This window comes from Polyangiaceae bacterium (genome assembly GCA_020633235.1).
GTDB lineage: Bacteria > Myxococcota_A > Polyangia > Polyangiales > Polyangiaceae > JACKEA01.
The window spans coordinates 42,715-64,090 of sequence record JACKEA010000009.1; the positions used below are offsets into that span (position 1 = coordinate 42,715).

Sequence of the window (21,376 nt, forward strand, 5' to 3'; positions counted from 1 at the left end):
GCCATGGCCGCCCTCGATCACGTCCGCATTCTCGATCTCACGCGGCTGTTGCCAGGGCCCTTTGCCACGCTGGTGCTCGCGGATCTCGGCGCCCAGGTGGACAAGATTGAAGACCTTGGAGCGGGCGACTACTTGCGCCACACGCCTCCGATGGTCGGCGACCTGGGCACCGCCTTCCACGTGCTCAATCGAGGCAAGCGCAGCGCCGCGCTGGATCTGAAGTCGCCCGCCGGAGTCAGCGCGCTGAAGCGCTTGGTCCGCCACTACGACGTCGTCTTCGAACAGTTCCGACCGGGGGTCCTGGAGCGCCTCGGCGTCGGTCACCAGACGCTGCTCGGAGAGAACGAACGCCTCGTCATCTGTGCCCTCACCGGCTACGGGCAAGACGGCCCGCTCCGGGATCGCGCCGGGCACGACATCAACTACATGGCACGCGCGGGTCTCTTGGGCCTGCAAGGTCCCGCCGAAGCCAAGCCGCAGCTACCGTCGTTCCAGCTGGCGGACGTGTCCGGTGGTCTGTGGAGCGTGATCGCGATTCAAGCAGCACTCTTCGAGCGGGAGCGTACCGGCAAGGGCCGCGTGATCGACATCGCGATGCTCGATTCGGTCATCCCCTTCGCCACCGTCACCCTCAGTCGGCTGCTCGGGGGTGAGCTCCCCAGCCGCGGCCAAGAGCTCCTCACCGGCGGCATCGCCCCCTACGACACCTACGCCACCCAAGACGGCGAAGCCATCAGCCTCGGCGCGCTGGAGCCGAAGTTCCTCATGAAGTTCTGCGCCTCCGCCGGCATCCAGGCGGACATGAGCGCGCTTCTGCCAGGCCCCCACCAAGCGGCCCTGAAGGCGCGCTTCACCGAGGTCTTCGCTTCACGCACGCGAGCGGAGTGGGAAGCCTTCAACGCCGAGCACGACGTGTGCCTCGAGCCCGTGCTGCGCCCGGACGAGCTGCGCGCCGACCCGCAGCTCTCCCAGCGTGGCGTCTTCTTCGACGCGCCCGTGGGCGACGCCAGCGTGGGTCTGTACCGCACGCCAATCACGGACAAGGCCCACGTGCCGAGCCCGGCTCCAAGGCACGGCGAGCACACCGACGCCATCTTCGCCGAAGCGGGCTTCTCAGCCGAAGAGATCGCCGAGCTCAGAGCCGCGGGCGCGATCCGCTGACGCGCATCCCGGATCTTCTTTTGTTGGTCCGGCGCGATCCCGTCGCGCCCCGGACACTCAGATCTTCTTGTACTCCTCGACGAACTCCCAGTCGGCGATCAGGTGCTTCTTGAGCAGCAGACTGAGCAGGGCGGCAAACAAGGCCTCCCAGCGCACGTTCTCCCCCAAGATCTCGGTGGCGTCCGCACCATGAGCCACGGCGCGCAGCGCCGCCACCAGATCTCGAGCCGTCAGATCCGCACCCGGCGCGGCTTCCTCGCTGCTCGTGGTGGAGGCGGCGCGCTTGGCCGGAAGGTTCACCTGGGTGCCGTCCAGCAAGGTCAGGGTGATCATGCGACCGGGAGCGCCTCGCTTGGGCGCCGGCATGTGGACCTCACGCGCGGAAATCGCAGGCGCGCTTTCGGGGGGAGGGGTCTCCGTGCGCGGCCGAAGCACCGCCTCCCGAAGTGCCGCAGGACCTGGCGGCTGAGCTTCCGGGGGCTCCGACGTGCGCCCGGGGGGCTCTGATGTGCGCTCGGGGGGCTCCGACGTCGACTTCGCCATTGGCGGGGTCGAAACTGGCTTCGGCGGAGGCTCCGAGGATTCGCCTCTAGGCTCCGGGCGCGCTTCACTTGCGACCTCGGCCTCCGCTTCGGACAGGGACGCGGAGCGCTCTCCACCGCCACCGTAGTACACGCGGATTGCCGACAGGATGTCGGACGGCGGTGCGATCATCGCCCGCACGGGCAAGCCGGCAAACTGCTGGATGTCCTGCTGAGCGGCCTGGTTCGCCGGATCATCCATCGCCACGTACAAGGTGTTCCCTTGCCCGCGCACCCGCCGGACGAAGATGGGGACCAAACAATGGCGCTCAGCCAGCTCTCGAGGCACCAAGTTGAGCAGCTGACGCGAGAAGTCGATGTGGTACAGCGACACCCACGGTACGCTGAGCTGCTGGCTCAAGATCTGGGTCACCTGCGTTTCGGTGACGACACCAGTCTCCACCAAGAGCGTACCTAGCCGGCGCCCATCCGATTTCTGCAGCTCCAGAACCTCTTCGAGCTGCTCTCGGGTGATGATCTGAGCTTCGACCAGAAGCTCCCCGAGCGGGACTCTCGGCGCCGTCATTCCGCGTCAGTCTACCAGCCGCGCTCGCCGTCACTGGAATGTTTCTGCGATAATTCGCGGACGCCGCCCCGACCCCACACTTGACCCCGCGCGGTCCGCGCCCCTCCCCTTTTCGCCTTTGCGCCCGGCGCCGCCGGGTCAATACTGGTCAGGCCCGCGGGCCCGAGCGCGGGCAGAAAGACCTCGATCCCGTGGTAACCTCCTCGAACGCGATGCGACCGTGCCCTCAGTGCGGTTCGGCGTGCTCGGCGGACCACCACTACTGCCCTGCGTGCGGGTTTCCCGTGGGCACCGTGGGCAAGTCCAACGAGGACAAGCTCATCGGACGCACTCTGCCGGGCGGCTACCACATCATCGATCTGATCAGCGTCGGTGGTATGGGCCGCGTCTATCGAGCGGAGCAGAGCGTTCTCGGGCGCACCGTCGCGGTGAAGGTCATCCACCCGCACCTGCTGTCGGACGAGAACTCCGCCGTGCGCTTCATGACGGAAGCGCGGGCAGCCAGCCAGCTCAACCATCCAAACTCCATCGCCGTCTTCGATTTTGGACGTACGGACGACGGCCAGCCGTACCTGGTGATGGAGTTCTTGCGAGGCAAGGACCTAGCCCGGGTTGCGTGGGAGGAAGGCCCGCTGCCATTCGCACGCATCGTGGACGTGTTGCGCCAAGTGCTGGCAGCTCTTGGAGAAGCGCACGATCTCGGGATCGTGCACCGCGACCTCAAGCCGGAAAACGTCATCCTGGAGCCGCTTCGGCGCGGGGGCGACTTCGTCAAGGTCGTGGACTTCGGCCTCGCGAAGCTCAAGGCGACGGATGGCCAATCGACCAGCGTCACCAGCCCCGGCATCGTGTGCGGGACGCCGGACTACATGGCGCCGGAGCAAGGCCGCGGAGATCCCATCGACGGGCGCAGTGATCTGTACGCGGTCGGCGTGATCTTGTTCCAGCTGCTGACCGGTCGCTTGCCCTTCGAGGCAGACAGCCCGACGCAGGTGGTGATGATGCACCTGTCGATTCCAGTGCCGGATCCCCGGCAGGTAGCGCCGGAGCGCAACATCCCGGAATCCTTGGTGGACGTGTGCTTGAAGGCCTTGGCGAAGGACGCGGCCTCCCGCTACCAGGACGCCATCGAGTTCGCGGATGGGCTCAAGCAAGCGCTGGCCCTGGCCGAAAGCGGCCCCCCCGATCGCACCAGCTCATTGCCGCCCATGTCCCTGGTGCCCGGCAGCACCATGGCCTGTCCCGACTGCAACTCCGTCGTCCCCGTCGCTCGCTTCTGCTGCGAGTGCGGCATCCGACTCCCGGTCAAGGCCAATCCGCAGGACACCGCCCTCACCTTGCCGCTGCCCTTCCTGGGTCGCGACGAAGATCTCGCGTGGCTCGAGGACCGTCGCCAGCAGCTGGCGGACACGGTGATCGGCGCTCGCATCGTCGGGGAACCCGGCTCGGGCAAGACCCGGCTCCTCCGCGAGTTCTTGGAGCGCGCCGAGGCGGAGGGCGACTTGGTCGTTCAGGCGTCTCCTGATCCGTTTTGGTCCGAGGTCGCTTACCACGCCGTCCGGCAGGCGATCACGGACTTGGCCGGCCTGAGCTTGGAGGACATCGCCGCCAAGCGCTTCCCCAGCTCCAGCTCGGAAGCCCGACGGGGACTGGAGGACGTCTTCCACAACGGACGCCACGACGGAAAGCACTCGCCCCCAGAGCGGCGACACGCCGTCGCCGAGGCCCTACGCTGGGCCATGGTTCGCGCGTTCGAGCGCACCGACGGTCGCCGCGTGATCCTGGCGGTGGACGAGCTTCACCGCGTCGACCCTCCGAGTCGCTTCGCTTTCGCTGACGCCATCGGCGAGCCGCCGGAGGCCGGCGTGCTCATGATCTGCACCCACGCTCCCGGCTTCGAATCCGGCTGGGGCGCGACGCATGCCGCCCGATTGCTCGGGGGTTTGCCGCCCCCAGCGCTGTCGCGACTGCTCCGCAAGCTGCCCTCGAACTTCTCACCCGTCGCGGACGAAGATCCCGGGCGCGGCGTGCTCCCCATGTACGTGGAGCAGCTGACTCGCTTCTCCATCGACGGAGGCAACGATCCGCCACCCCGCCTCGCGGATCTCATCGCGCAGCGCGTGGACATGCTCGACCCCGACGCGCGGCGTGCCCTGCAGGCCCTCGCCGTGCTGGGTGACCAGACGGACCTCAAGGCCATGGCGGAGCTTCTACCGGCGAGCCACCCGGTGGAAGAGGCGCTGTCGGTGCTGGTCCGGGCGGGCATGATCCGTCGGGACGACGGCACCGTGTCCGCGGATCACCCGCTGCTTCGGGAGACCGTCCTCGCCGGCCTCCCCGCCGCGGTGCGCCGCGAGCTCCACGCCAAGGCGCTGCGAGCCTGCGAGAAGCGCTCCGCACCCATCGAAGCCCAAGCCCTGCACGCATACGAAGCACAGGACTCGTTCCAAGCGCTCTTGCTCCTGGAGCAAGTCGCCGAAAGGGCTGCGTCCCGCGGTGACACGGCGACCGAAGTGGAGGCTCTTCGGCGCGGGCTCGAGGTAGCGCGTCGCGAGATCGCCCGCGGTGAGCTCGACGATCCCCTGCGCGCCGTGCTGATCTTCAGCCGCAAGCTCGGCGCGGCGCTGACGCGCGCAGGCAACTTCGCGGATGCCGAAGGCGTGCTGCGAGAGGCGCTGGACATCGCCGGGCCGAGCGGCCCTGACCGCGCCAAGGTGCTCGGAAGCCTTGCCCAGGTCGCGCATGGTCGGCGACGCGGAGACGAAGCCCTGGGTTACATCGATCAGGCCATCGAAACGGCCCGCGAATCGGGGGCCTTTGACCTAGTCAGCGCCTTCAGCGACACGCGACGCGCCTGGGCCTCTTGAAGCCATGACCACGGCAGCGGATGGGGCGGTGCAGCTCGTCGCCCGCTGGGATCTGGACAAGACCTACCTGCGAACCGAGTTCGACACGTTTTCCGACCTGCTGCGCACGGCCGTGGAACGACCGGACCGCAAGAGGAGCGTCCCGGGAGCGGCCGCGCTGCTCCGCGAGATCGGAAAGAGCGGTGCACGCATCCACATCTTGAGCGGAAGCCCGCGCCAAATGCGGGGCCGCCTCGAGGAGAAGCTCCTCATAGACCGCGTGCGCTGGGACGACCTCACGCTGAAGCCCAATCTCGGCAACATGATGCGGCTACGCTTTCGCGCGATGCGGGATCAGCTGGGCTACAAGCTACCCATGTTGCTCGCGGCGCGCGCGCGAGATCAACATGCCTTCGACGCCAACCAGGAGGTGCGCGAAGTGCTGGTCGGCGACGACGCAGAAGCCGACGCTTTCGTGTACTCGCTATACGCGGACGTGTGCGCCGGCAAGGTATCGCGCAGCGAGCTCTCACGCATTCTGACCCGAGGTGAGCTCTACCCGGACCAGGCACAGGCAGCCCTGGCGGCCTTCGACGAGCTCGAACGAGCACCCGTGGTGCGGCGCATCTTGATCCATCTGGATCGCCAGACGCCTCCCAGCAAGTTCGCGGACTACGGCGCTCGTGTCGTTCCGTTCTACAACTACCTGCAAGCCGCCTTCGTCCTGGCCGCCGACGATTGCCTACCCGCCGAAGCCGTGCTGCGGGTGGCTTCGGAGCTGGTCACCCAGCACCGGTTCGACTCCGACGCCCTGGCGCGCAGCTATCAGGAGCTGATGCGCCGTGGTCACTTGAAGGCGGGCGCGCTGCCTCGAGCGCTGCTGACCGCCCAGCGCGCCCTGGATGGGCGCCTCGCCGGGGCGGTGGAGGTGGAGCGGATGTGCGAGGCGTTGGCCGAGTTGCCCGCGGAGACCACTCACCCGGGTCTGGAGCGCCCTGCCCTCGACTATTTGGAGCTCGCGGAGCGGCACCGTGGCGGGAGAAACCGGCACCGGCGCCGCTAATGAAACGCCGAAACGACCACAACCAGCACCGGCCCTTCGGCCGGCCCTGGAAAACCGTCCGCGCTACCGCTAGGGTGAGGTCCCCGTCGGCCAAGGTTGCCGACCGGCCCCATCCTTGATCGAGGCCTCGAGGGCGCACCCCCCGGCCCGAGGAGAGGTTTTCACGTGGACAGCGATCTTGCGGAAGCGGTTTCCGCGCTCAAGGCGGCGTTCGAACGCCGCGCCGTGCCAGCCAACTTCGCCAAAGCCGACCCAGCGCTCGTCGAGAGCTTGCGGGGCCTGCTGCGCATCCCTCGGCGTTACCGTGAGTTCTTACTGCACGCCGATCCAGCGGATGTGGAAACGCGGACGCCTTCCGAGCGCGTGCGCTTGGTTCCGGCCGCTCAGCTTCAAGAGGAGCAAAAGGACTTCGCCCTCACGGATGCCGGAGAGCTGATCGACAAGCCAACGGCCGCGGGTTGGCGTCCGAGCTGGATCATCGTCGGGCACAGTGCGCTCTTGGGTGATCCCTACTTCCTCGACATCTCCAGTCCCGACGCCGAAGGCGACTGTCCTGTGTTCACCGCCATGAGCGGGACGGACCTGTGGAAGCCGCGCCTGTGCGCGTCCAGCTTCGCGCTGTTCGTTCGCATCCTGGCGTTGGGCATGGAGCTGGCAGAAGGGTTCGCGGACGACGACATCGACATGGACGACGAACAGGTGTTTCGGGACACCTTCGGTCCGAAGATCCGCGAATACGACCCTGCAGCCCTGAAGGCGGGTCACTGGACGTGACGTCTTCGTCTCCCTTCTCCGTCGAGGCGGTGGAGGGGACGCCGGAGCTCGAAGCAGCTCTGAAACGGCTGCGCGAGCGCGGGGCCACGGATCTGGCCCGGGTCGAGCCCGCGGTGCGGCAAGTACTGGATGCCGTCCGCGACGGCGGCGATCAGGCCGTGCTCGCGCTGGTGCAGCAGTTCGAAGGGCGGCAGCCCGACCCGTTGTTCGTCAGCGACTACGGGGGTGCGGAAGCCCTCGCGTCGCTCCCAGCTGCCGTCGCCGATGCCCTTCGCGCCGCCGCAGATCGCATCGCTCGCTTCCACCAACGTCAGGCAGAGGAGCTTCGGAGCTTCGTCTACGACGAAGACGGCGTGCGTCTCGGTGCTCGCGTGACGCCGCTGGAACGAGTAGGCGTCTACGCGCCGGGCGGCAAGGCGCGCTATCCGTCCAGCGTGCTGATGAGCGCCGTCGTCGCCCGCGTCGCTGGCGTTCGCCAGATCTTCGTGGCGACACCCAACGCCAGCGCCGAGGTGCGGGCGGCGTGCCACCTGGCGGGAGTCCGCGCCATTCTAGACGCCGGCGGTGCCCAGGCGATCGCCGCGTTGGCCTACGGCACTGAGAGCGTTCCCAAGGTCGACAAGATCGTCGGCCCCGGAAACATCTACGTCGCAGCGGCGAAGCGTCTGGTATTCGGCGAGGTCGCCATCGACAGCATCGCGGGCCCCAGCGAGATCTTGGTCATCGCGGACGAGACCGCAGACGCCGCAATCGTCGCCGCGGACCTCTTGTCCCAGGCGGAGCACGACGAGGCGGCCTACGCCCTGCTGCTGACCACCGAAGCGTCGTTGGTCGCGGCGGTGCGCCGCGAGCTCACGGCCCAGCTGGCCGACCTCCCGCGCCGACCGGTGGCGACGGCGGCGCTGCGAGACAACGGGATGGCCTTGGTCGTGTCCACTCGGGAGCGCTTGGCCGAGGTCGCCAATCTCCTTGCCGCGGAGCATGTGGCGCTTCACGTGCGGGACCCACGCGCCTTGGCGGACCAGATCGAGCGCGCCGGCGCGCTGTTCATCGGGCCGAACACCCCAGAGGCCGCCGGCGACTATCTGGCCGGCCCCTCCCACGTCCTGCCCACTGGGGGCGCCGCGCGCTTTGCCGCGCCCCTCGGCGTCTACGACTTCGTCTCGCGCAGCTCCGTCATCGAGTACACCGCGGAGGCCCTCTCGGCCCATGGGCCCGCCATCGAGGCCTTGGCTGAGGCAGAAGGCCTCGGCGGCCACGCCCGCGCCGTCAGCATCCGGACGCGTCGAACCTCGTAACGCGTCGCGTAACGCAGCGCGTCACACTGACGTCACATCCTCGTTGCCAGTTAGAGGTCTAACGGCTAGGGTGCGCGCCGCCTTCCCGGCCGGTGAGCACCACGCCAAAACGGGCTGTTTCTGAGGGGAAACGTTCTGGCTCGGCTCTTGCCTATACCGCGACGGCTTCGACTTTGTCCTCGGGAACACGGTGTCGCGGCGACGCCCCCCGAGCGACAAAAAGCGACCGAACAAGCACTGAGATCTTGAAGGAGAACGGCATGAACTCGAGATGGACGAGAAGGCTCATTGCGGGCCTTGGACTCATCGCGCTGAACGCGGTGGGCTGCGCCCAGGAGCGTGAGCCCATCAACCAGGTTCAGGCGGACGCCCTGTCCAAGGAGTTCTTCGTCGGGAAGATTTCGGATCCGTCTGACGATCCGATCTTCTACTGGCGGAACTTCGTGGTGGATGGCTCCGAGGCCCAATCGATGGTGGGCATCGGGTCCTGGGGCGGTGTGGACCGCATCAAGTGGGAAATCACCGAGAACATGCTGATCGCCCGCAGGGCGTACAACATCGCGGGTGACAACAAGGGTGATCCCGGGAAGACCAACGGCTCAATCGTCGCCGCCTACCCGATCACCAAGCACTTCGACATCAAGCGTGCCTACAACCCGCAGACGGGCGAGGACCTGAACGTCGTCACCGAGAACACGACGGATCGAGTCTGGTACCAGCGCGACCACATGCGGGTGGATTGGTCGCTGAACCTGGTGGATACCCCGCTGTGGTTCGACATGTTCGCCGGCAAGGTCTTCGGTGACATCAAGGTCACCCCCCTCGCGTACTACGTGAACGACCGCAGCAATCCGGACGCGCCGCACTTCGAGCCGGAGCAGGGCTATTTCGACGTCACCAGCAAGTTCTGGGTCGAGCCCGAGTCCACGCACATGTGGGGTATGGATATCCCCTCCTGCGTGATCCAGGGCCTGTACACTGGCTCTGCGGTCGACAGCTGCGACCCGCAAGAAGCGGTGGTCCGCAGCTCCTACTGGAAGATGGACAAGGTGCCCTCGGCGGCGGACTTCGAGCCGCTCGAGAACACGCACGCGGCGCTGGACATCGTCGGCAACCCCGGTGGTCTGGGCGACAGCTTCCAGGTTGGCATCGTGACGCCGCCCCGGGTCGAGTGGGATCCACAGTACGGCTACACGGACGCCGGCATGGAATCCCACATGCACGTCCACAACATCTGGAAGCAGAGCCACATCATGCGCGGCTCCTGCACCACGGATGCGGAGTGTGGTGGCGGCTCCTGCGTCCTCACGCCGGACGGCAACGGCGCCAAGGCCTGCACGGTACCCTGCAGCTACGACAAGCGCGGAGATGCCGACAACAACGGTACGGACGACCAGTGTGAAAACGCCAACACTGGCTACAGCGGCAACCAGGGCTCGCAATGCAGCAGCCGTAACTGGTGCACGCTGCCCATCCGCGACCGGCGCATCAAGCCAGTCACCTACTGGGTCAACCAGGACATCCCCGCGGAGCTTTTGGACCACTGGGATCCGAACAGCGGGCAGCGTCTGGACGTCGGGTCCAGCGAGGATCTGATCGAATCCTGGAACCAGCTGATGCGCTTCAGCGTGGCCAAGGCTCGAGAAGTCGAGTGCCGCCGCACGAACACCGGCGACCGGGGCACGTGCCACGGCTACTATTTCTATCCAAACCAGACGGAGATGGTGAGCTTCGGCGCCTGGGACATCGAGAAGCCCCGCCTGAACGACGGCAGCCAGGAGAACGCCGCGGGTCTCGAGGACCAGGTGCTCACCATGTGCCACAACCCCGTGCGCCCGTACGACAATGCCGCCTGCGGCCCTCGGGGTACCACGGCTCGCGTCGGCGATATCCGTCGCAACTTCATGTACTACTGGCCCTACGCCTCCCGCGCGCCCTGGGGCGGCATCGCCAACTGGGAAGCGGATCCGGTCACCGGCATGATCATCGGTGCCGCCGCCACCACCATGGGTCGTTCCGCGACCTACGCCGCGGCCATGGTTCGCGACATCATCATGGTGGCCAACGGCGAGCTCTCCTTCGAGGACATCACCAACGGAACCCCGGCAGCCCTGTATGAGAAGCGCCTGCGGGATGGCCGCACGCCGGAAGTCATGAGCAACGACGAGATCCAGCGTCGGGTCAGCATGATCGACGCAGAGCACGCGTCCCTCTCCATCGGCAGCCCGCTCAAGAAGGCGGCACCGTCGACGGCCCGGCAATCGCTGATGCAAATCGCCGAAACACAGAAGAACAGTGTCGCATGGCCCGGACCCCAGTCCACGTCCTACCTTGAGTACGATGCCATCGCGAAGAAGGTTCGTGGCCAGCCGATTGAGACTCAGATGGTGGATCCGAACTGGGCTCTCGACGTCGCTGGCATGAATCCCTCTGACGTCACCGCCGATAACATCATGGACATGGTCTCGCCCCTGCGAGGCATGGACGTGGCCCAGACCGACAAGCTGAACCAGCTCGTGGATCTGCGCATGCAGGCTCGCGGCATCTGCTTTGGCGACATCTACGCTGGCAACGTTGGCAACCTGGATGTCCAGGGCGTCGCCAAGTGGTTCGCCAACAAGTACAACGACGACAGCATCAAGCAGAACTTCCCCGAGTACGCGGAAGCGGATGCGGCGGCGCTGTCCAAGAAGCGTGCGGACCTCATCTACGATCACCTGTGGAAGGAAACCTACAAGGGCATCGCCCTCCACGAGGTCGGTCACTCCCTGGGCATGCTGCACCAGTTTGCGTCGTCCTTCGACAGCGCGAACTACAACCCGCAGTACTGGCAGCTCCGGACCCACGACGGCGACGCCACGGCATCCCAGAGCTGCAACGGTGCGGCCCGATGCAATCCCGGCGACACTGCCTGTATCGAGAACGACACCTGCATGGGTCCCCGTTACCTCGATCCGGAGACGGCGGACGAGATGGGTCAGGGCTCGGAATCGCGCCCCGGCATCAACTATTTCGCCAACACTTCCACCATGGAGTACCAGAACGAGCGCTTCTTCGAGAACGTGGGTCTGGGTCAGTACGATCTGCACACCATGAACGTGCTGTACGGCCGCGTGCTCCAAACGTTCGATCCCGACATCATGAGCACGGACGAACAGCAGGTCTTCGCGCCCCGGCTCCTCAGCCAGCTCGTCGACTTCAACCTCGTCAATTCTGGCGTCGGAGTCGTTCACTACACGGAGCAAGCACGCCTGATGAAGGTGTTCGATCCCGCACGCTGCCGCGACGCCACGGAAGACGACTATGCCCGCGGTGAATGGCGTATCGTTCACGGCAAGGTCTGCTCCGCCGCTCCGAAGGACTACGCCTTCTGGCAGGACTTCGATTCGACCACGGTGTCAGGCTGGGAGGGCTGGGGTACCGCCCCGCGCGTGCACGTGAAGGCCGACATCCCCAACGCGGGCAGCGTTCGCTGGCCCTACCGCTGGGGTGTGAGCTCGAACGCGTACCTCCACACCAACCCGTCGGATGCGGGCGCGGACATGTACGAGGCCACGGTTCAGACCATCAACAAGTTCCAGGACCGATATCCCTGGACCTACTTCCGGCGTCAGAACCGCGACTGGAACTACCGAAACCTGCCGTCGCGCGTGTCCCGCGAGTTCTACGAGCGGCTGCGCGCATACCACTGGAACACCGCGATCAACAACGCGCGACTCCAAGAGAACGGCAGCTTCGCTCAGGCCGCAGGCAGCGACGACTGGTGGCGTCCCTACATCATGGCTGAAACCAAGACGTTCGACGCAATCTCGGAAGCCTTCATGGCCCCGCAGATCGGCGAGTATCAGAGCTGCATCAAGCCGGCAGGTACCACGGCTACGCTGTGGGACTCGGACTGTGGTCTGAACATCGCATCGTCGTTCAGCATCGATGCCGCCACTGGGCGGTACGTCGACCCGGACTTCGATTCGACGGCTGGTGGTGGCGGTTCCTGGGACTACCAGAACTACGTGAACCACGCGGGCTTCACGTTCGAGAAGTCGGATGCGTCTCGCACCCTGACGGACGGACGTGCGGTGCTGTTCACCATCTCGCGTGAGAACTACCTGGACGGCCGTAACGTGAACATCAACTTCCGCAGCGACATGCCCGAGGCGATCGATCGTCTTTTGGGTGGTGTTCTCTCCGGAGACTTCGAGACCGTCGCCCCGTACGTGCTCGCGGCGGACGGACCTAACCCGCCGGTTCATTCGTTCCAGCTGGGGGGTGCTGCCGAACCCACTCGTCCTGCTGGCTCGTACTTGCTGTTCCCCAACGTGGGTTACAAGCAGCAGGTCGGAACGCTGGTCTTCGCGCACATCTTCGCTCGACTCAATGGAGACCTGACTCTCGCCAACAAGATGCGCATTTGGATCGACGGCGGCGTCGACCAGATCAACATCCCGGACGCTCAGAAGGCACTCTTCACCGACCCCGAATCTGGCTACACCTACGTGGCTCGCCGCTATGGTAATTGGCAGATCGACGGCAAGACCGTGGACAAGGGCATCGCTTCGCGCATGTTGCACATGGCGAACCTGCTTGCTGCCCTGGCCTACGAGGTGCAGGGAACTGCGACCAACCCCACGTTGGACGCCTATGGTCGAGTGCAGTACGTGCTGGATGCCGATGGGTTCCCGAAGAAGCGGGCTGACGCTGGCAGCGCAGCCACGGACTTCCGGAACTACGTTGGTCTGTTGGACGCTTCCGTACAGCTGGGCCACATGGTCGGCTACGGCCCGTTCAATGGCTGGGGCAGCATCGACCTCAACTAGTCCCAAACACGGTAGAGGGCGGTCTTCGCCGCCCTCGCCGAACGCCCGAAAGGCCCGGTGCTCGTCACCGGGCCTTTTCGTTTCGTTCTCGTCCCGCCGTCCCGTCGTCCCGCCATCCCGTCGTCCCTCGTCCCCTCGTCTCGTCGTCCCCCGTCCCCTCCCCGCCTTCTTCGAAATGATGTTGGTCCGCCGCGGCCACGACGCGTCCCGGACGTCCTTCTGAGTCGAAAGAACGCCGGTCCGACACCGCGAAGCACGCGCGCCGGAGCGAGCTCGCTCCGGCGCGCGTGCTCCCGCCCTGCGATGGCCGGACAAGACCGCCGCTCCGGCGCGCGCGCTCCCGCCCTGCGATGGCCGGTCCCGCCTGCACCCGAGCAGACAAGACGACTGAGTGCGGCGTTGCGGCGTCCCCCAGATTCGTCCTGCCAATCTCGCCCAGACCTCGCTTCGCGCCTCGGCCATCACGTCCGCTTTCGCGCGGGTCCCTGTGTTGCTCGGCAAGCGCGAGGTTCGCCCAGACGAGAGCGTGCCCGGCGCTGAAACACGGGGCGACGCATGACGACGGTGCACGCGCCGGCTAGCGTCGGCCGGCACCACGCCGTCCATCGCCGGCGACGGTGCACGCGCCGCCTTGCGTCGGCCGGCACCACGCCGTCCATCGCCGGCGACGGTGCACGCGCCGCCTTGCGTCGGCCGGAACCACGCCGTCCATCGCCGGCGACGGTGCACGCGCCGGCTAGCGTCGGCCGGCACCACGCCTGTCCATCGCCGGCGCCGATGGCGGCGCAGCGGCGCGCTCAAGGTCGGAACGCGAGTGCAGCGCGAAGACGACTGCAAGCTCGTCCGTGGGGCAATGACGGCAGCGACGTCCGTTCCGAGTTGGTTCCGCGGCGCACCGACATTCAAATGGACAAGGGCGACACGCGGGGTTGAAGGGACGCGGGCGAAGGACGGCGGGCGCGCGAGAATGTCGCGCGCGCGTCTTGGCGAACGAAGCGCGCGCTCTGGGCGCGGTCATCAGGTGGCGGAGCGCGATCAGGGCGCGCTCATCACCGCCGTGGCTCGCGATGAGGGCGCGGTCATCAGGTGGCGGAGCGCGATCAGGGCGCGGCCATCAGGTAGCCGCGCTTGATGAGACTGGCGATGATCTCGGCGGCTTCCAAGTCCGTGAGCTGCGTGCGATCGAAGAGCGCCTTGATGCTGGGCGCGTTGAGCGCGGTTTGAAGCAGATCCAGATGCGTGGGCTCGAGCTCATGGAGCGGCGCCTCCAGCGGAGTGCGCAGCACCAAGCGGCTGTCGAGGGACGGGATCTTGTCGAGCAGGGCGTTGAGCTCGTCCTGCTGGCGGAAGCCCTCCATCAGGATTTCCTGAACGCTCACGCTGATGGGATTCTCGATGGGCTCTTCCGCCGGGGGATCCAGCTCGAAGAGGCCGTGGGCCCAGGTGAGCATGCGGTAACACGCCTTGAGCGCACCGAGCTCCGGCTGACCGTCGATCATCGCAGTCGATATCATCCCCTGGTCCAGGTAGATGCGACCGATGCTGGTGTCCGTGCGCAGCACGAGTACGCCGGTCTTGCGCGAGGTTCCGAACAGCTGGAGCAAATCCGGTAGCGGGATTTCCTCCAGGTTGCCGGTCATGCGCGGCGCGTCGTCCTTGCCACGGCGCTGCGCGGCTCGGCGAGCGGCCAGACCCTCCAGGTCGCGCTTGCTGGAGGGAGCCTCCGCGCTGACTGCGACCACCTTCAGGATGGAGGTGCCGATCAGGACCCGGTCCCCCTCCCGCAACATCGCGGACTGGATCTTTTCACCGTTGACGAACGTTCCGTTGGTCGAACCCATGTCCTGAATCGTGATGACGCCATTGCGCATCTCGATCTGGGCGTGCCGCCGCGAGACCATCTCCTCCACCAGCACCATGTCGAGATCGCTGGAGCGGCCGATGATGATCTGACGGCCTTCCTCGATGGGAAACTCCCCACCTTGGTACTTGCCGGAAATGAACCTCAGCGCCAGCCCCTTGCGCGGGGACCCTGCCTGCGGACCGGATGGATTCGGCGCGAGTCTGTCGGGCATTAGCTAGCGTTCGAGCCCACCAGGAACGCCCGTCGGACGAGGCGCGTCTCGTACAGGCTTCGAAGCAAAAAGATAGGGCCTACGCATAGATACGGTCAAGCAAAGGGGGAGCCTTGAGTGCACTCTGCCAGCCCTGCCCGCGGGAGCCCGGGTCAGGGGCATTTCGGGCCGCTTTTCTGGGCCTTTCGTCAGGCTGGCTCGACCTCGGGATCGGGCGCCGGGCCGCTCGGGCGGCTCCCCTCCCCCATGACATCTCGCAGGGACGCCATCGAGGTCCGGCCGGAGCTCTCGGCGGGCAGCACGATGGAGAAGACGGCGCCGCCCACCGCTCGGGAGGAGGCGTCGATCCGGCCCCCCATCTCCTCGACCATGCGTTGGCTGATGGCCAGGCCCAGACCGGTTCCCTTGTCCTTGGTGGTGAAGAAGGGAACGAACAGGTTGTCGAGGACCGCGGGCGGGATGCCCGGGCCGTCGTCGCGAACGGCGATCTCCACCCAGTCGCTGGTGGGCCCCTCCTTGTCGCCGGGTCCCCCCTGACGCATGGAGGTGGTGACGGACACGTTCTGGGCTCCTGCCTCCCAGGCGTTCTGGACCAGATTGATCAAGACCTGCCGCAGCTGTTCGGCATCCGCACGCACCGGAGGCAAGAGCTCGTCGAGATCCGTGCGGATGGAGTGCTCTACGGAGCGCCCTTGGGACGACAGCACCTGGAGCGTTCGCCGTACCACTGCGTTCACGTCCACCGCTCCGGGATTGCCTTTGGATGGTCGGGCGTAGTCGAGAACGGAACCCACGACGCGATCGAGACGATCGACCTCCTCGAGGATGATCCCGAGAAACTCCTCCGCGTGAGGATCGAGCGGTCCGTCCTGAGGCTCGGCCAAGAGCTGTGCGGCACCCTTGATTGCTCCGAGCGGATTCTTGACCTCGTGCGCGAGACCCGCCGCCATCTGGCCCAGTGCTGCGAGGCGGTCCCGCTCCTGCATGCGGCGATACTGCCGAGAGTTCTCGATCACCACGCCGATCTGCACGGCCAGGGCTTCGAGCAGCGTGACGTCGTCCGGCGAGAAAGCGTCGCTGACGCGATCGTCCACCACCATGAGCAGTCCCACCAATGCCTTGTTCTCGCCACGAATGGCCAAGCACACGCCGTCCCGCAGCGGACCCAAGAGCTCCGCGGCGGCCAGCAAGCGCTCGTCGGCGTCCAGCTCCGGTCCCCGCTCCCCGCGGCGCGCCTCCGCCACGTTGCGGAGGTGTTCTTCCATCAAGAGCGAAGGGGCGGTGTGCAGTCGCTCCAGGAGCGGACGCGCAATGGCACCATCGATGCGAGCAGGTGCTGCCGGTCCAAAGGAGAGGCCCAGCTCGAAATCCGTACCCACCGGGTCCCGCAGGTAGAGCGCTGCACCGGTGGCACGGCGCGAAAGCTCGAGCTCGGCCAGCACGATCTGCATCATCTCTCCCACCTGCAGCACGTGCACCAGCTCTCGTCGCGCATTCGATACGGCGCGCTCGAGATCCACGCGTTCCAGGAAGAAGACGCGGTGAATGTAGCGCTCGACCTTGTCCCGAAGCGGCTCGAACAGCACCAGGATCACGATCGAAGCGAGGATCGCGTTCAGGTACATGGTGGAGAACCCACCCACCAGATCCACGAACACGTAGAAGATGCCCGCCAGGCAGAACGCGAGCAGCGTGGAGACCAGCAGCTGGCCGAGGATGTCGTACAGATCCACCAGCCGCTCGCGGATCATCGACTCTGCCAGCACGAACAGGAACACGATGCTGAGCACGGCGCCCACCGGGGGCAGCGGCGCGCCGATGAACCACAGGAAGTCCGCCAGGGTGAAGGCGGCGGCGAGGGCGCCGATCAGCACCAGGAAACGCACGCGACGTTGGGTCGCACGCGAGCGACTACGCTCACCCCGCTTGGCGAGCGACCACAGGCCCGCGGACAGCAGGCTGAACACGTAGAAGACCACGGCGCCACGCGCGAGCGGGTGGTCGTGCTGCGGCGAGAGCACCAACAGCAGCATCGGAATCATGAGTACGCCCGCCACGCGCACCAGCGTGGAGCGGCGCTCGAGGCGGGGAACGATGACCTCGAACAGGTTCAGGGCGAACTGCGGGAGCAGCACCGCGAGAATGGCGGTGAACCGTACCCAGACGTCCGCGCGGACGAAGTGGTACAGCCACTGTGCGATGTACCAGAGGCCAATGTCCGCGGCGAAAGCCGCGAAGTAGAGATGGGCTCGGCGCCGGCCACCGCGAAGCAGGATGGAAACCGCGATCGCGAGAGCCAGCGCACCGCAGAACAGACTTGTCCGCGTACGCAGATCCACGGGTCACCAGGGTAGCCGACAACCGCCGGGCCGGCGATTCAGTGGGTGGTGTTCGTGGTCCCGGTGGTGTCCTTGGTGGCGTTCTCCACGTCACCAGCGGGATTGGTCGGGTCGTCCGTCGCTCCCCACGTCCAGGGATACGGGGTGGGATCCTTGGGATCGTTCGGCTCCGCGGCGTGGCCGGCCCAGGGATAGGGCGTTGGGCCGCCATTTGGCGGGGTCCGAGGATTGACCGGATCCCCAGGCTGGCTCGGCGTGTCCTGGGGCTGCTCCTGAGCCGCCTGAACGTCGAGCTCGTAGCCCTGCTCGCCGAGGTCCCCCGAGTCTCGAACGTCCATGGCACATCCCAGTACCGAGGACAAAACCAACGCCGCGAGGGCGAGGAGGCTGAACCGCTTCACGACACGTCCTCCAAAGTCTCCAACAGTCCGTACTGTTTCACGAGCTGGCTCAAACGCGGGCGTTTCATTCCGAGAATGCTCGCCGCGCGGGTGATGTTCCCCGAGGTCTCCGCCAGCGCGCGTGCGATGCACTCGCGCTCGATGTTGCGCTTGAGGTCCGACAGGCTGACGCCGTCCCGGATCTCTCGATACGCTGCGCCGGTCACCGGCTCCTCCACCACGGGGGAGACGTCGGCCGGGGCAGACGGGGAAGGTGGGGGGAGCGTCGCGCGCCGCGTGTCCAACACCACCGGCTCGGTGGGGACTCGTCGTAGCGCTTCCACGTGCTCCACCAGGTCCGAGACCTGAATCACGTCCCCCACGGCGAAGAGCGAGGCCGCGCGAAGGGCGTTTTCCAGCTCACGGACGTTGCCCGGCCAGCGATGCCGGGCCAGTAGCTCGAGCGACTCCCTCGACATCTGCTTGGGCTCTTCCTTGCGCTCCCGCGCGATGCGCTCCAGCAACGCCTCGGTGAGCTGCGGCAGATCCGAGACGCGATCTCGAAGCGCCGGAACTGCCAGCGCAATCCCGCTCAAGCGGTAGAACAAGTCTTCGCGGAACTCGCCGCGCTCCACCATCGACCGCAAATCCCGATTGGTGGCGCACACGATGCGAACGTCCACGGGGATCGGCGAGCTGCCACCCACGCGCTCGATGGTGCGCTCCTCGAGCACGCGGAGCAGGGCGACCTGGGTGCGGGGCGAGATGTCTCCGATCTCGTCCAGGAACAGAGTGCCGCCGTCCGCTCGCTCGAAGCGGCCACGACGCCGAGCGCCGGCGCCGGTGAACGCGCCCTTCTCGTGGCCGAACAGCTCGCTGAGGAGCAGCGACTCCACCAAAGCGGCGCAGTTCACCTTGACCATGGGCCCGGCCGCGCGCGCGCTCTGCTGGTGGATCAGCTCGGCCACCAGCTCCTTGCCGGTCCCGCTCTCGCCGAGCAGCAACACGGTGTTGTCCGTGGGAGCCACGCGAGCCGCGGAGTCGAGCAGCGCCCGAACCGCTGGGTGACGCCCGACGTAGCGGGGACCCGACTTGTTGGCTCGTGGGCGCGAGGCCGACACGGGACCTTCGCTTGGCGGCGCGACATCGTCCGCGTCCGTATGAGCCAGGCGCTCGAGGCGCGCCACGCGCATCACGTCCCGGCGTGCCAGATAGGCATCGCGGAGATCCGATGGCAGCGCGGCGGCGACCTCGTCGCGAAGGGCCCGGGCCTGGGAGATGTGAGCGCGCGCCGCGTCCACGTCTCCCTCGCCGAAGGCGATCTCCGCGGCCAGCACGTGGGCTTCTCGAGCGAGCTCTTCGTCCCCGGCCTCTCGGGCGATGACCACGGCCGCTCGGGCGGGCTCTTCTCCACCGCGACCGGCAGCGCGCGCCACGTGAGCCGTGAGCAACGTTGCTTCCGCGCGGTCGTAGGGGGACGCGGCGATTTCCATCGCGCGAGCGGCTTCCGCTTCGGCGCGGGCCACGACGCCGTCTTCCAAGGCGATGCGCGCCGCCAGACGATGGCACTCGCCAACCTTGTCGCCGTCGCTCGCGTGGGCGGCGGTTCGCAGGGCGGCGCGTACGTCGCGCTCCGCCTCGAGAGTGCGACCCTTCTCCAGGTGCACACGAGCGGCGGCCAGCGACAGCTCCGTGAGTCGGGACGCCGGAGCACCCGCGCCCAGAGACTGACGGCCGAAGCGCAATGCCTGCTCCGCCTGTTCCACCAGACCGAGGCGCAGCCGGAGCTCCACGACGTTGGTGATGTCGCGGGCGAAGTTCAGACGGTCTCCCAAGCGGCGGTGAACTAGCGTGGTGCGCTCGAGAAGTCCGAGGGCGTCGGCGTAGTCGTGTCGCTCGATCGCCAGCACCGCGAGGTTCGAGAGAGCAAATGCCACCGCGCGCGACTCGCCCCGCTCTTCGCCGTCACGCAGTACGGCATCCAACATCGAGTGGGCTTCGTCCGAGCTCCCGCGCGACAGCAGAGCAATGGCGCGATTGACGCGGGCCCGGAGCTCCTCCGTGGACAAGCCGAGGGCGATGGCGTCGCAAACGTCCTCCGCGAAGTGCTCGTCAGCGCGGCTCCAATCGCCTCGGGCCAAGAGCATCTTGCCGAGCAGGTTGCGCGCCCCCAAACGCACCCGGCCATCCTGCGCCGCCCTCAGCACTTCTTGCGCCAAGCGTTCCGCCTCCGCGAGATCGCCGCGGGCGTAGCGCACCTCTCCGATTTGAACGATGGCCTCTTGCCGCTCGCTGTCCTGCGCCAGATCACGAGCACGAGCCAGCGCCGCGTCCGCGCTCACCAGATCGCCTCGCGCCAAGCTGGCGCGACCGAGCACGAAGGCTGCGCGGAAGGAGGGTTCCCCGGTAGAGGCGGCCTTGGCCCAATCCAAGGCGACGTCCACGTCTCCCAGATCCAGCGCCAACTCCGCACCGGCGAGCAAGAGCGCGGACGGCGAGGCGCTCAGGGACTCGATCGCGCTGCGATAGCGCTGCCACAAGCTCGCACGACTGGTAGCGTCCCCGGCCAAGGCCAACGCCCGGCGCAACGCGGCCTGGCCGGCTTGCACCTGACCCGAGCGCGTCAGCAGCTCGCCACTTCGAGCGTGAGCCCAAGGATCCTCGGGAAAAACCTCAACCAGCGCCGCCGCGACGTGGGAGTCCGCAGCGCTGGGCGCGGGCGCCTCGAGCTCCACGATCTCCACCAAGCCGTCCCGTGACTCGAGCAGACCCAGCGCTTCGAGCTCTTGGACCGCGTCGCGATCCCCCAGGCGAGAAAGCGCCGGCTCCGGCCACGGCCGAGCAGCGAGCACCAACGCCTGCGCCAACTGTCGCGCCGCCGCGGATTCGGGAAATACCCACGGCTGCGGCTTGAGCACCTGCGCCGCCGCATGCCAACCGTCGAGCTCGGCGAGCCGACTGCCGTGACGCGCGCGCCCGAGGGCGGCAACGGCTTCCCACCAACGCGCTGCACTGACGTCGTCCAGCTCTGCCTCGAGCTCGAACCAACTGGCAGTGCGGAGCTCGAGCTCTGCGTCGGGCATGACCAACACGACGAGCAACGCGCCATCGAGATGCTCCGCGCAGGCGCGGACTACGGCCTGACCCCAAGCGTCACGAGCACGAAGGGGAGCGATCAACACGGCGTGCTCCGCCGACGCGCGCACGGCGAGCAGGCGTCCCACCTCGGCAGCGTCGTCTGCGTGAGCGCGAATTCCGAGTCGCGAAGCGACGTCCCGCCAGGGGCTCTCGCTCAGCTGCGCAGCTCTGAACACGTTTCGACCGACGGCTTGCGCGCGCCGCTCCACGTGCCGTGCGGCGGCCAGCGCGATGGCCACCTCCGGCACGCGCACCGCGAGCACGCCGTGGCTGCTGACCAGGCGCACGACGTCGTCGAGCACCTGAAACGAAGGACGAAGCTCCGATGCGACAGAGCTGAGGGAAGGCACCGCCAAGACCCTCTAACGCTAACCTCGGCGG

11 protein-coding genes are annotated in these 21,376 nt (G+C 67.0%); 6 read left to right on the plus strand and 5 right to left on the minus strand.

Annotated elements, in window-relative coordinates:
• Positions 1 to 3: 3 nt before the first annotated feature.
• Complete coding sequence (locus H6717_38305) at positions 4 to 1,161, plus strand: CoA transferase (GenBank protein MCB9582953.1); 1,158 nt, start codon at positions 4 to 6, stop codon at positions 1,159 to 1,161.
• A 57-nt stretch (positions 1,162 to 1,218) separates the two neighbouring features.
• On the opposite strand, the gene H6717_38310 is transcribed toward H6717_38305, so the two are convergent.
• Positions 1,219 to 2,268 carry a hypothetical protein gene (locus tag H6717_38310; GenBank protein ID MCB9582954.1) on the minus strand — a complete coding sequence of 350 codons (1,050 nt, stop codon included), beginning with the start codon at positions 2,266 to 2,268 and terminating at the stop codon, positions 1,219 to 1,221.
• Positions 2,269 to 2,480: 212 nt separating this feature from the next.
• On the opposite strand from H6717_38310, the gene H6717_38315 reads away from it, so the two are divergent.
• From H6717_38315 to H6717_38335, 5 genes are all read left to right on the plus strand, one after another.
• Positions 2,481 to 5,135: a protein kinase gene (locus H6717_38315; protein MCB9582955.1), complete on the plus strand. Its 2,655-nt coding sequence runs from the start codon at positions 2,481 to 2,483 to the stop codon at positions 5,133 to 5,135.
• 4 nt (positions 5,136 to 5,139) lie between these two features.
• Complete coding sequence (locus H6717_38320; GenBank protein ID MCB9582956.1) at positions 5,140 to 6,177, plus strand: hypothetical protein; 1,038 nt, start codon at positions 5,140 to 5,142, stop codon at positions 6,175 to 6,177.
• Between the two features lie 225 nt (positions 6,178 to 6,402).
• Positions 6,403 to 6,951, plus strand: a complete 549-nt coding sequence (locus tag H6717_38325; GenBank protein MCB9582957.1) for an SMI1/KNR4 family protein — start codon at positions 6,403 to 6,405, stop codon at positions 6,949 to 6,951.
• Entirely contained in the window at positions 6,912 to 8,249 is a 1,338-nt protein-coding gene (gene hisD, locus H6717_38330; protein ID MCB9582958.1) for a histidinol dehydrogenase, read from the plus strand. Before H6717_38325 ends, hisD begins: the two co-directional genes overlap by 40 nt.
• Positions 8,250 to 8,509: 260 nt before the next feature.
• Complete coding sequence (locus tag H6717_38335; protein MCB9582959.1) at positions 8,510 to 13,063, plus strand: hypothetical protein; 4,554 nt, start codon at positions 8,510 to 8,512, stop codon at positions 13,061 to 13,063.
• Between the two features lie 1,100 nt (positions 13,064 to 14,163).
• Here H6717_38335 and H6717_38340 read toward each other — a convergent pair.
• From H6717_38340 to H6717_38355, 4 genes are all read right to left on the minus strand, one after another.
• On the minus strand, positions 14,164 to 15,138 hold the full coding sequence (locus H6717_38340) for a DUF4388 domain-containing protein (GenBank protein ID MCB9582960.1): 975 nt from the start codon (positions 15,136 to 15,138) through the stop codon (positions 14,164 to 14,166).
• A gap of 188 nt (positions 15,139 to 15,326) precedes the next feature.
• Positions 15,327 to 17,477 carry an ATP-binding protein gene (locus tag H6717_38345; protein MCB9582961.1) on the minus strand — a complete coding sequence of 717 codons (2,151 nt, stop codon included), beginning with the start codon at positions 17,475 to 17,477 and terminating at the stop codon, positions 15,327 to 15,329.
• 38 nt (positions 17,478 to 17,515) lie between these two features.
• Complete coding sequence (locus H6717_38350) at positions 17,516 to 17,878, minus strand: hypothetical protein (GenBank protein MCB9582962.1); 363 nt, start codon at positions 17,876 to 17,878, stop codon at positions 17,516 to 17,518.
• Positions 17,875 to 21,345 carry a sigma 54-interacting transcriptional regulator gene (locus tag H6717_38355; GenBank protein MCB9582963.1) on the minus strand — a complete coding sequence of 1,157 codons (3,471 nt, stop codon included), beginning with the start codon at positions 21,343 to 21,345 and terminating at the stop codon, positions 17,875 to 17,877. The genes H6717_38350 and H6717_38355 overlap by 4 nt, the downstream gene beginning before the upstream one ends.
• Positions 21,346 to 21,376 lie beyond the last annotated feature (31 nt).